Origin of the sequence: Clostridium sp., from assembly GCF_051278035.1 — a bacterium.
GTDB lineage: Bacteria > Bacillota > Clostridia > Clostridiales > Clostridiaceae > Clostridium_AD.
The window spans coordinates 1-11,398 of the sequence record NZ_JBNMNU010000142.1; the positions used below are offsets into that span (position 1 = coordinate 1).

At 30.9% G+C, this 11,398-nt stretch carries 13 protein-coding genes and 1 pseudogene; 11 read left to right on the plus strand and 3 right to left on the minus strand.

All coding sequences use genetic code 11. The features are described 5' to 3' along the window. The 5 genes and pseudogenes from ACJAX4_RS17790 to ACJAX4_RS17810 form a co-directional block, all read left to right on the plus strand. Positions 1-403 (plus strand): annotated as a pseudogene (locus tag ACJAX4_RS17790) (transposase); the annotation flags it as partial. Between the two features lie 527 nt (positions 404-930). Beyond that, on the plus strand, positions 931-1,689 hold the full coding sequence (locus ACJAX4_RS17795) for a hypothetical protein (protein ID WP_435790790.1): 759 nt from the start codon (positions 931-933) through the stop codon (positions 1,687-1,689). A 49-nt stretch (positions 1,690-1,738) separates the two neighbouring features. Then, positions 1,739-1,972, plus strand: coding sequence for an SHOCT domain-containing protein (locus tag ACJAX4_RS17800; RefSeq protein WP_435790791.1), 234 nt, complete (start codon positions 1,739-1,741; stop codon positions 1,970-1,972). Positions 1,973-2,219: 247 nt separating this feature from the next. Continuing rightward, on the plus strand, positions 2,220-2,603 hold the full coding sequence (locus ACJAX4_RS17805; protein WP_435790792.1) for a BlaI/MecI/CopY family transcriptional regulator: 384 nt from the start codon (positions 2,220-2,222) through the stop codon (positions 2,601-2,603). Beyond that, entirely contained in the window at positions 2,596-4,824 is a 2,229-nt protein-coding gene (locus ACJAX4_RS17810) for a M56 family metallopeptidase (RefSeq protein WP_435790793.1), read from the plus strand. The genes ACJAX4_RS17805 and ACJAX4_RS17810 overlap by 8 nt, the downstream gene beginning before the upstream one ends. A gap of 4 nt (positions 4,825-4,828) precedes the next feature. Here ACJAX4_RS17810 and ACJAX4_RS17815 read toward each other — a convergent pair whose 3' ends face one another. Both ACJAX4_RS17815 and ACJAX4_RS17820 read right to left on the minus strand, forming a co-directional pair. Then, positions 4,829-5,986 carry a DUF362 domain-containing protein gene (locus tag ACJAX4_RS17815; RefSeq protein ID WP_435790794.1) on the minus strand — a complete coding sequence of 386 codons (1,158 nt, stop codon included), beginning with the start codon at positions 5,984-5,986 and terminating at the stop codon, positions 4,829-4,831. Positions 5,987-6,002: 16 nt separating this feature from the next. Continuing rightward, positions 6,003-6,305, minus strand: a complete 303-nt coding sequence (locus ACJAX4_RS17820) for an ArsR/SmtB family transcription factor (protein ID WP_435790795.1) — start codon at positions 6,303-6,305, stop codon at positions 6,003-6,005. Between the two features lie 200 nt (positions 6,306-6,505). Here ACJAX4_RS17820 and ACJAX4_RS17825 point away from each other — a divergent pair, with 200 nt between their 5' ends. From ACJAX4_RS17825 to ACJAX4_RS17835, 3 genes are all read left to right on the plus strand, one after another. Then, positions 6,506-7,153 carry a TetR/AcrR family transcriptional regulator gene (locus tag ACJAX4_RS17825; protein WP_435790796.1) on the plus strand — a complete coding sequence of 216 codons (648 nt, stop codon included), beginning with the start codon at positions 6,506-6,508 and terminating at the stop codon, positions 7,151-7,153. An 11-nt stretch (positions 7,154-7,164) separates the two neighbouring features. After that, complete coding sequence (locus tag ACJAX4_RS17830) at positions 7,165-7,578, plus strand: FMN-binding protein (RefSeq protein WP_435790797.1); 414 nt, start codon at positions 7,165-7,167, stop codon at positions 7,576-7,578. Between the two features lie 125 nt (positions 7,579-7,703). After that, positions 7,704-8,303: an AAA family ATPase gene (locus ACJAX4_RS17835; protein ID WP_435790798.1), complete on the plus strand. Its 600-nt coding sequence runs from the start codon at positions 7,704-7,706 to the stop codon at positions 8,301-8,303. 106 nt (positions 8,304-8,409) lie between these two features. On the opposite strand, the gene ACJAX4_RS17840 is transcribed toward ACJAX4_RS17835, so the two are convergent. After that, complete coding sequence (locus ACJAX4_RS17840) at positions 8,410-8,670, minus strand: hypothetical protein (protein WP_435790799.1); 261 nt, start codon at positions 8,668-8,670, stop codon at positions 8,410-8,412. A gap of 122 nt (positions 8,671-8,792) precedes the next feature. Between ACJAX4_RS17840 and ACJAX4_RS17845 the strand changes: the two genes are divergently transcribed. The 3 genes from ACJAX4_RS17845 (at position 8,793) to ACJAX4_RS17855 (ending at position 11,194) form a co-directional block, all read left to right on the plus strand. After that, a complete protein-coding gene (locus tag ACJAX4_RS17845; RefSeq protein WP_435790800.1) occupies positions 8,793-9,776 on the plus strand; it encodes a DMT family transporter in 984 nt (327 codons plus the stop codon). Positions 9,777-10,155: 379 nt separating this feature from the next. After that, positions 10,156-10,341 (plus strand): alpha/beta-type small acid-soluble spore protein, encoded by a 186-nt coding sequence (locus ACJAX4_RS17850; RefSeq protein WP_435790801.1) that lies wholly within the window; start codon positions 10,156-10,158, stop codon positions 10,339-10,341. 304 nt (positions 10,342-10,645) lie between these two features. Beyond that, positions 10,646-11,194: a TetR/AcrR family transcriptional regulator gene (locus ACJAX4_RS17855; protein WP_435790802.1), complete on the plus strand. Its 549-nt coding sequence runs from the start codon at positions 10,646-10,648 to the stop codon at positions 11,192-11,194. Positions 11,195-11,398: the final 204 nt, after the last annotated feature.

Genomic DNA, 11,398 nt, shown 5'->3' on the forward strand with positions numbered 1-11,398 from the left:
CAAGGCTCTTAAATTCGTTGCTGACGGGTATACCGCATATAAACTTGCGGAGCAACAGTTTAAACTCAATAACATGGACTTTGACGTAATACAAGTGATTGGACTTACAAACTCTGACCCTATTTCAACTGAATATCGTTGGCTTAAACAAATAATAGAACGCCTGAACAGAACATTTAAATTTTCCTATCGGGTTACAAATGGATTTGGTAGTGAAGAAGGATCAAATACACATTTAGCCCTATTCGTAGCCTACTACAATTTTCTTCGACCTCATACCTATGCCTATTGGGGCCCATTAAATTCTATTCCTGAGCTTGACAAAATTTCTACCATGCCAGGAAAATGGCAAAAGTTAATTGAACTGTCACAACAACTTATATTGAAAAAGCAAGTTGTATAGCTGAATTTACGATTTATCTTTTGATATAATCTAATTTTTTTCACCTTCAGTGTTCTTAGAAAAAAGGAACAATCTTAAAGGTGTATTTTTGCTTGCCAAGAAGAAAACCCAAAGTTTTGTTGATAACAAAACTAATGTTTCATTCCTTTAAGGTATATTTTCATTTTTCAAGGTACAATTTAAATCTGAAAATTTTTAATCTAGTTTTTTCATAGGTTAGTTAACACTATCTATTTTATAACTAAAGTTTTTCATTAGTAATTCTAATATAAGTATTCAACACTATTTTGTGAAATCCTTCTAGTATTTAATTAGGTGGGGTTACGTGGAAAAGAATCATTCATATTTTGTTAAATTATTGTTCGTGAAGGCTATTATAAATAGATATTACCTTTAGTTTTTATATCTCCATAATTGCCACACAATTGTTTTATATAATGAACTTATATCGAGGAAAGATGAATTAATTCACATTGATTCGAAATGAAAAATATGAATTTATATAAAAAGATAGGATAGGTGATATTATGAAAAAATCAAAGATAGGTTGGAGCTTAGTGTTAATTATTTCTACTGCCGCTCTTATTGGTTATGGTGCTTGGAGTCTTCAATTAGTAAAGGGTAATGAATCTTCAGCACTTAACTCCAATAATCAAGGGATGATGAATCTCCCATTTAACAGGGAAAGAGGAGGAGGAAATCAAAATTACCAAAACTTCGGGGGCATGATGAATGGATATAATGGTAACAATAGCGGGCGTAATAATTTTGGAGGAATGATGGGCGGAAGCGGATTTCAAAATGGAGACACCAACATTTTTTTATTAGATGAAGAAACTGCAAATAAGCATATGGAGGATTCTTTAAAAAAGGCTATAGTGGATAAAGAAAATAATACTATTTCATTTGAGGGTAAAGATATAACTATTGTATTATTAGCTGGACCTGAAATAGCAGATGGGAAATTTGTTATTGGTGGCTTAATTAATCCTAATCTACAAGTTCCTAAAGATGCAAAGATTTCTTTGGAAATGATTAATGAAGATGAAGGGATGTCTCATGGAGTAGAGATTACAAACGCAACTCCACCTTATAATTATATGACCATGATGGGCGGTGACATCTATCCTGATACCTTTATTACAACACTTCCTACGGCCACAATGGGTAAGTACCCAAATGCAATTACTACTTTTAATAGTATCCAAGAGGGAGACTTTTATTACATTTGTCAATATACTAGTCATGCATCAAAGGGTATGTATGGAAAGTTTATAATTAAATAAATACTAACAATACTAACAATAAAAAAATATAAAGGAGGATTTTAATATTATGATGGGTTATGGAGTTGGTTATGGCGGGATGTTTATGATGTTAGTACCGATTGTTCTTGTTGCGATCATTGTATATGCAATTTACAAGTTAATAGGTCATTCTAATAACAAGGGTCACTATAATAATATAAGAGGTAACAGTGCCATGGATATTTTAAATGAGCGATTTGCTCGAGGCGAAATTACAGAACAAGAATATAATCAAAAGAGAGATATAATTTTAAAGGGATAAAATAAAAGATATTAAATAAAAGATGAATGGGAGGATATGTTTTAATTTCCATTCATCTTTTTAATCTGTCTAAAATGCAGTGGTACTAACGATAAAATATACAAGTAAAAAAAATAGACCAATGAATGTGTAATTTACACTTGATTATAGTATGAAATAATAAATGTAAATTACATATTGACATGCAAAGGTTACAGTTGTAAACTGTATTTAAGGTTACACGAGTAACCCGAGAGGGGAAATGAATATGAGTGCATTGGTTTCTAAAATAACAAATTCAGAAGTTGAAGTTATGCGTATATTTTGGGAAGCGGATCGAGAACTTCCTATGTCAGATATTAGAAGAGCACTTGAGCAAACGAGTAAATGGGAAACATCTACAATAAAAACATTACTTCGCAGGCTTTGTGATAAGAGTGTAGTAATAGCTACTAAAAAAGAGGTATTCTATTATAAGCCTTTGGTTAGTGAGGCGGAATACAATGAATATACTACGCAAAATTTAATCAATAGGTTATATTCTGGCAGTGCAAAAAAACTTGTAGCATCTCTTTTGGGAAGCAAAAAACTTGATGATACTGAAATTGAGGAGCTACGTGATCTATTTAAGGTAGGTGATATTGATGAATGAAGCAGTTAAACTATTGCTATCACTTTCATTGTCAGGTAGTATTCTCGCGGTGTTAATATTTGCTGTGAAGCCATTTATAAAACACAAAATTTCAAAGTCTATACAATACTACATCTGGATTGTGGTGATTCTAAGATTGACACTACCATTTTCTCTTGAAACAAGCATAATGAATGAATTGTTTTATGGTAATCAAGCGGCAGTGGTAGAAACTTCTCAAGTGGAAGTTCAACCAGCGGTTCAACCAATGGTTGGGACAGCTCAAAATATACCCAATTCAAATTCAGTACTAAGTGTTCAAGAAAATGTAGCTAATGGTGTTTATAATGGTGATGCCGATCATGGTAGATATTTTCAGGATTTATTTAACCAATATACTATATACATTTGGATGCTGGGCGTAATAATCGCACTTACTGTTAACTTAACTGGGTATGCTAAATTTTTAAAACATCTAAAACAAACAAATACATTAGCTGTTAATATGGAAAAAGAAATGTTAATCACTTTACTTAATGGACGAAATAATGTCAGGCTTGTACGTAATCGATTTTTAAACACTCCAATGCTAATTGGAGTTATAAGACCTTGTATTATTATTCCAGATATTAAATTTAATGAAATTCAGCTGAAAAATATTCTGCTTCATGAAATTATACATCTTAAACGCTTTGATATTGGAGTGAAATGGCTGACAATGATAGTCTCATCAATCCATTGGTTTAACCCACTTATGTATTTTATTAAAAAGGATATTAATAGTTCTTGTGAACTAGCTTGTGATGAAGCGGTCATCAAAAACCTTAGTCCTGCAGAAAAACAAGATTATGGGGATACATTAATATCTGTTGTAGCGCATAATAAATATCCTACTGGGATATTACAGGTGACTATGTTAGATGAGAAAAGGGGTTTAAAGGAGAGATTAGTAGCAATTATGAACCATAGTAGAAAATCAAAAAAGGTAATAATTCTCTCAGTAATTTTACTAGGAGGTCTTATATTTGGTGCATTATATTTAGGTGCAGGAGTTGGAGCTGTAAAAAACGCTCCACCTGATATATATATAAATGTGGTAGACCAAGAAGTAAAAGTTGCACTCATGGGTACTTATTCTTGGAAATATAATGGTGAAAATATTGAGGCTGACTCAGATGATCCTAAAAATTTCAATTACAAATTAGAGAACGCTACTTCAATAAAACCAAGTCAGGAATTTGTTATTGGAACACAGAAATTAAAAAATGATAAACAATATGATCTTTCAATAGAAGAGATTTCTATATATAAAGACGGTAAGTCCATAAAATTATACAAGCCAGTACCACCAAGCTTTGTACAGGGTGGAGATTTAGGTATGACTGCACTGAAAGATGCGGGTGAATATATCTATACCATAAAAATAAACTTTAAGGATAGAGGAACAGTTAGCTATGGGTTTGTTGTAAAAGTTGGGATGCCAGCATACGATTTAATTGGGATTTCAAAATATAAAACACCATATTTAGGCGATAACAGCAAGGTTTCTATTATAGTAAATGCTCTACCGGAGCCTTATACCTATTTTAAGCAACAATATATCTCAATGGTAACAGAAAAAAAACCATATAAGCTTAATGTGTTTTATGAAGCGAAGAAATATGCTTCACATATCAGTGAGTGGCCAATTGTCGATCATAATAATGTAATCTATTCTAATATGAGCAGAAATGCATTAGTTTTATTTTGCATGATTGATAATCTAGACGAAGTAACCTTTGCATTTCGTGATTCTCAGTCTGATGGAAAACTAGATGATTCAAAATATGATACCACATTTACATTTACGCGGGCTTCTATTGAAAAACAATATGGTGATATTTCGGTGCTTGCGGGTAAGGTAGATTTACTTCGGGATGCATTATCGAAGGATCCAAATGCTAAACAAACACCAAAAAATGACCAAATCGAGAAATATATTGAGATAATTATGTCATCGCCAAATACATCGTCTAGCCCTAATGACTATATTAAAGCTCATCAAAATGAATATCAAAATATAGTTAAAATGGGTGATGAATCTCTCAATTATTTACTTGCTCAATTTGAAAAAAGAAGCAATAATAATGATCTCAAAGGGAGTATCATGATGAGGCTTTGCAAAGAACTTTTAGGAGATAGAAATAATGTAACAGATGAAAGTCTGTCACCACAGGAGTGGTATTCTAAGCAAAGTCATTAATTCTCTATTTTAAACCTAACAGTTTACCTAATGTCTTATTCTTTGTTTCTATTGCACCTTCTGGACAAAGTTCCTGACAACAGAAGCATCTTATACATTTACTGTAATCCCATTTAGGAATTACTTTATTTCCTTTCTTTATAAAGGATATAACTTCAGGCTTTTGTGGGCAAACTTCATCACATCTCTTGCAACCAATACATTTCTCTTCTATTAGAACTGGATTTGGTGCAATCATTGAGGTTAAAAAATGAGTTACGGAAGGGTTTACAAAATAAAAACTGCCTCCTTTTCTTGATAGCTTAAAGTCTTCACATTTCATTGACTCTATTTTTTCTCCCAATACCTCTATATCTTCTGGTAGAACAGCCCCCCATTTTGCATCATATGCTTCTTTTAAAAGGGGAATTTTTAAAACATCATTATAACCAATTAATCTTACTGCAACTGAATCCACAGCGGTTAAACATTGGCCCATAATTATAGTATCCATCTTTTTAGGGGTTCCACTCTTAGGCCCATTTCCCTCCATTGCAATTATTCCATCAAGAATTGCAAAGCTAGTGTTAACCACAGTATTTACATCCAATAGCATTTTACTGAAATTATTAGCGTCTGGCATTCTTGTGTGCCATGTTGCCTTTTGAGTGCCCGGAACACAACCAAATTGATTTTTAACTGCTCCAGTATAGTATGCCATAGCATGGGTCTTTAGCTTTGGAAGTGTAATTACAACATCAGCTTCGTAAGGTGCCCTAGCTACATTCCAAGATTTACATAATATAGATTTGTCTAGCATTACATGGACATCATCTTTAAATTCATCAAAAACAACCCCATATCTGTTAGCAACTTCCATAAGTCCTGACTTTTCAGCTGCCTTTCTTGAATCTCCAAAACCAGGTGAGTCTCCGAATATAATGTTTTCGCTGTACTCTTTAACTATTCTAACTACAGCTTCAAAAACTGCGTAATGAGTTATAACTGGTGATCCCTTTTGTTCTATGCTAAGAAAATTAGGTTTTAATAAAACTTTACTATTTTCAGGTATAAGTTTTCTTAAAAAAGAATCCCCTCCAAGAAGTTCAAAACCTTCTCTTAATGTTTTTTCTATTAGCTCTACGTCATAATCTGTACATTTTAAAAGTGCAACGCTCTCCATAATAACTACTCCTTTATCATTTAATAGAAGGTTGCAGGGCTAGCATCTCGCTTACCTGCATAACTAGTTGTTCATTTACTCTACATATTAAAAACTTTCCCTTTTTTTCAGTGGTAATTAGCTCTGCGTTCACAAGCTCTTTTATATGATGAGAGACTGTCGGTGCTCCAATACCCAAACAAGCAGTGATATCTGCAACCCAGCATTTTCCACCGGCTTCAAAACCGGATTCGTGAGCCTCGGAAATTTTAAAATATAACTCTAATCGATTCTCATTAGAAAGAGCTTTAAATATTTTTGCCATTTTCCTTGTATTCATTTTTATTAACCCCTAACTAAAGATATCATTATTCGATAACCATCGAATTGATTCTAGCCTATATTAAGATTCTTGTCAATATAAAATTGCTATATATTGTATTTAAATATTATTTAATTGACATTATAATTAAACATTGTATACTTGAAATATATTAAGTATACGGTGTGTATACAATGTAAACTGGAGGTGTAATTATAGTGGGTGTTATAGAACGTAGGGAAAAAGAGCGGTTAGTTCGTAAAAATGGCATGATAGATGCAGCTGAGAGGGTATTTTTCAAGAAAGGTTTTGAAAATTCAACAATGGACGATATTGCAAAGGAGGCTGAATTTACTAAGAAAACTATATATTCTTATTTTAAAAATAAAGAAGAATTATACTATGAAATTATGCTATTAGGGTTTAAATCTCTAAATGCTTTGTATGATAAAACGATTAGCGAAAATATTGAAATGAGTGAGATTAAAAAGATTAAAAAACTAGGGCAGACTTTTGTTGAATTTAGTAGGACTTATCCGGGATATTTTAAGGCTATTTCAGATTATGAAAACAAAGATTTTGATTTTCAAGTTGATGATAGTACTTCCTTAGTTAATGAATGTTACCTAACTGGTGAATACTCATTCAAACTTCTAAATAGCTGCATTATTAATGGAATTGAGAAGGGTGAGATCTTAAATGATACAGATTCAGTTACAGTTTGCCTTATGCTATGGTCGACTATGTTAGGGTTTACTGTATTAATTAATAAAAAAGAAAAATATATTAATTCCTATTATAATAAAGGCATTGAGGAATTAATGGAAGATGGATTTGAACTTTTATTAAGGTCTATTAAAAAATAAAGGAGATTGTTATGTTAAACGTAGTTATGTTAAATAAGAAAAAGAAAATATTATTGGGTGCAGTCTGTATTATTGTTTTAGTTGGTGGAATAATAGGTGGGGAATATTATATTTCTCTGAAGAAATATGATAAAATAGTCAACGCAATTAAAATAAGTAATGTGGATTTAACAAAGGTTTCTGATGGCAAATATACAGGCTTTTGTGATGCTGTTCTTGTTGCCTCAGAAGTTTCAGTTACGGTCAAGAATAACAAGATTGAAGATATAATTCTATTAAGCCATAAAACTGAAAGGGGACAGAGCGCAGAAGTTATTCCTGAAAAGGTACTAGAGGCTCAAAGTTTACAAGTAGATACCATAACAGGGGCAACAAATAGCAGTAAAGTAATTCTAAAATCTATTGAAAATGCATTAACAAAATAAAATACAAAATACATAACTTATAACATATTAAACAGGGAAAAGAGGTATAATAAGCGTGTACGTGAATAGTTGAACAAATTTGAAAACTTTCATAATTAGTATTTTTTGACTAGGAGAGGATTACTGTGAAAAAATTAATTTTAGTAACATCACCACCAGCAAGTGGAAAAACTTATATTGCAAAAAAGCTTGCTGAGGAATTAAGCCATGTTGCCTATTTTGATAAAGATACACTCATAACACTATCGAAACAGATTTTTGTTGTAGCAGGTAAAGAATACAATAGAAGTTCAGATTTTTTTAATGAAAACATACGTGATTATGAATACGAAACAATAGTTGCACTTGCACTTGAAGCTCTGAATTATGATGATATTGTGCTAATTAATGCACCATTTACAAAAGAAATACGAGATTTGAACTATATCAAAAAGCTAAAAGAAATATTAAAAGATAAAAACGCATCTTTAGTCGTTATATGGGTAGAAACTTCAATAGATATAACCCAGCAAAGAATGATTGAGAGAAATTCTGATAGGGATATATGGAAACTTGCACATTGGAATGAATATATTGCAGAGACTAATTTTGATGTTCCTATTGCCCTGGATGATCCAAGTGTAAAAGATGACTTACTTATCTTTAAAAACTCTTCAAATGAAGAATTCACTGATTCCTTAATAAAAACGGTACGTATACTAGAAGAATCTTCGGGTAGAAAATAGATCTTAAAGGTAGCTAGTAAAACTTATTATGTTTTGCTAGCTACTTTTATATTTGGAAGTTGTAATAGATGAATAAGTGGACCTTAATTTAAGATTGTCTTAATTCTTATCTTTTATCAGTATCTTTAGTAGAGCCATTCAGAAAACCATTAGAGTAACCATTAATAGCATGTTCGTTATCTAATTGACCTTTTGTTTTTGCTTTTGAAGTAACATCACTAGAGTTAATAGTTATACTAGGATTTTCAGCGCCTGAAGGATCCTCAGTAAAACCATTTAAAAAACCATTTGAATAACCATTAGTAGTAAAGTTGTTATCTAATTGGTTATTTGATTTTTTTGTTTTTTCTGAATTATTTTTGTTCATAAGTATTCTCCCTTCGAATATATAAATTACACTGTATATATTCAGTGCACTATATAGTCTACCCATTTTGTTATAAAATGCAGATAAAAACTTAAAAAAGTAAATTGCGAGGTGAGAAATAATTGGAAAAAAGTAAACAAAAATATATAAATGAGAAAAATATAATTCACAAAGATAAAGAAGATGTGATATTTAATAAAACATATGTGATTATGATTTTAGCACTTATTAGTTGCTTTTTATGGGGAAGTGCGTTTCCTTCAGTAAAGACAGGTTACAAAATATTTTCTATAAGAGGAAGCGATACTTATGAGGTAATACTTTTTGCAGGTTTTAGGTTTTTAATATCCTCTATTTTAATATTCATATTTTGTATCGTAACTAGAAGATCTTTAAAGGTAAGAAAGGAAGACATATATAAGATTGCTTTTTTAGGGTTTTTACAGACTTCACTGCAGTATGTATTCTTCTACATAGGACTTTCAAATACTTCTGGCACAAAGGGGGCTATACTTGCATCTACAAGTACATTTTTCAGCGTTATTATAGCTCATTTTTTTTATGAAGAGGACAAACTAAGTTCTAGGAGAATAGTTGGAGTAGTGATTGGATTTATAGGTGTTGCTCTTGTAAATATGAATGGTGGGGGAATGCAAGGTGGTTTTACATTAACCGGCGATGGATTTGTAATAATTTCTAGTTTGCTAGGCGCATTAGCGGGCATATACACCAAAAAAATTGCAAAGGACATAGGAATCTTTGTGATTACAGGATTCCAGTTGTTCATTGGTTCTATAGTTCTAATACTCACAGGATTTGTGGGAGGTGCAAGAGGATTGGATTTTACTATTAGTGGTTCAATATTGCTCTTATACTTAGGATTTATATCTGGAACAGCATTTTCTATATGGACAGTTTTACTTAAATATAATGGCGTTGGAAGGGTTACTATATATAAATTTACTATACCTTTATTTGGTGTGTTTCTATCCTATGTTTTCTTACATGAAAGGATGCTAGGCATTAAAGTTATAATGGCTGTAATTTTAGTTATAGCTGGTATAATAATTATAAACACTCAAAGCGGAAAAAAGATTAGTAAATAATCAAACTATAATTCTAGTAGTTATAGCTTTTTTTATTAATATTTTCTTAATAGTTGGATTTTTGCATCTTGATAAGATCTTTGTAATAGCAGTATATATGATGTTTATACTGCCACCACCATTTGTTATTCCGATATTCATGAAAAAATATAATTATAATATTGTCCCTCCATTCCGTACTTTACTATTTTGAATATAGCAAGTTATTCATGTATTAGTAAATTCAATAAAAGTTCTCCAAACCCTTTTTTTAGTTAATGGAATAATTAAGAATATGTTATAACAATAAACTATTGAACCAAAAATAAGACAACATATTTATCTGAAAATTGAACATGCTAATAAAACAAACAAATTATAAAAAAAGGAGGAATTTATTATGGCAAATAAAACATTAGTTCCACAAGCAAAAGAAGGTTTAAATAAATTTAAAATGGAATCTGCAAGCGAACTAGGGGTTAATCTTAAAGATGGTTATAATGGAGATCTAACTTCAAGAGAAGCAGGATCAATAGGTGGAAATATGGTTAAAAAAATGGTAGAAAGTTACGAAAAAGACTTATAATAAATGAAGCATACAGTTATATAAATACAATAAAAGGAACAAGAGAGCATATGCTTTCTTGTTCCTTTTATTGTATAGCTTTTTAAAATCTATAAATCTAGATTAACTATAGTTCTGCCTTTGTGATTTCCATTAAGTATAGTTTTATATAAAACTAATTACACTAGAAAGATAGTTTGATTTCAAACCACATTTTTAGCAATTGCTTTTTACTTTATACAATACTATAATTAAGTAAATAATCTAAATTCATGATAGGAGCATCATTAAAATAGAAGGTAAAGTAAAAAAGGAGGTATAAAGTATGTCAGAAATCACAAAGCAAGCTTTAGCACAATCACTAAAAAGTTTAATGAATACTACTCCTTTAGCTAAAATCACAATTAATGATATTGTTAAGGAATGTAAAGTAAATCGTCGTACATTCTATTATCACTTTCAAGATATTTATGCACTTTTAGAGTGGATTTTCAAAAATGAAGTTTCAAGTGTAATGGCAGAAAACAAAACCTATAAAACATGGCAAGAGGGTTTTTTGAGGATATTTTATTATTTGAGTGAAAACCGAAAAATGGTTCTAAATACTTATAATTCCATTGGTCGAGACCAATTAGAAACTCACTTATACAGTGCAGTGTACAACCTCGTTTTAAATGTTGTAGATGAAATTACCTTAGGCACAGAGGTGTCTGAAAAAGGAAAGGAATTTGTAGTAAACTTTTATAAGGTTGCTCTTGTTGGTTTATTGCTTGAGTGGATAAGAAAAAACATGAAAGAGAATCCAGAGCAAATCATTGATAATCTTAATAAAATAATAAGCGGAGATACCCATAAAGCTTTATTAAAATTTTAAATACATTAATAGTATTATATATATAAAAGCTACGAAATTAAGTTTTTAAACTCATATTTCATAGCTTTTTATTATTTGTATTTCGAATAAGCTTAAATTAAACCTTCTAAACTGGTATTGCTTAATAATTTTTTGATAATTCCTTCAGCAGGTAATGGTCTTCCACTATACAGTGCTTTAGTTGCTTTAGCAACGACACGTACA

What these genes read in the sequence shown, in the direction of transcription:
- ACJAX4_RS17795 (WP_435790790.1), top strand. Translation starts at nt 931, where the DNA reads ATGAAAAAATCAAAGATAGGTTGGAGCTTAGTGTTAATTATTTCTACT.
- ACJAX4_RS17800 (WP_435790791.1), top strand. Translation starts at nt 1,739, where the DNA reads ATGATGGGTTATGGAGTTGGTTATGGCGGGATGTTTATGATGTTAGTA.
- ACJAX4_RS17805 (WP_435790792.1), top strand. Translation starts at nt 2,220, where the DNA reads ATGAGTGCATTGGTTTCTAAAATAACAAATTCAGAAGTTGAAGTTATG.
- ACJAX4_RS17810 (WP_435790793.1), top strand. Translation starts at nt 2,596, where the DNA reads ATGAATGAAGCAGTTAAACTATTGCTATCACTTTCATTGTCAGGTAGT.
- ACJAX4_RS17815 (WP_435790794.1), bottom strand. Translation starts at nt 5,986, where the DNA reads ATGGAGAGCGTTGCACTTTTAAAATGTACAGATTATGACGTAGAGCTA.
- ACJAX4_RS17820 (WP_435790795.1), bottom strand. Translation starts at nt 6,305, where the DNA reads ATGAATACAAGGAAAATGGCAAAAATATTTAAAGCTCTTTCTAATGAG.
- ACJAX4_RS17830 (WP_435790797.1), top strand. Translation starts at nt 7,165, where the DNA reads ATGTTAAACGTAGTTATGTTAAATAAGAAAAAGAAAATATTATTGGGT.
- ACJAX4_RS17840 (WP_435790799.1), bottom strand. Translation starts at nt 8,670, where the DNA reads ATGAACAAAAATAATTCAGAAAAAACAAAAAAATCAAATAACCAATTA.
- ACJAX4_RS17850 (WP_435790801.1), top strand. Translation starts at nt 10,156, where the DNA reads ATGGCAAATAAAACATTAGTTCCACAAGCAAAAGAAGGTTTAAATAAA.
- ACJAX4_RS17855 (WP_435790802.1), top strand. Translation starts at nt 10,646, where the DNA reads ATGTCAGAAATCACAAAGCAAGCTTTAGCACAATCACTAAAAAGTTTA.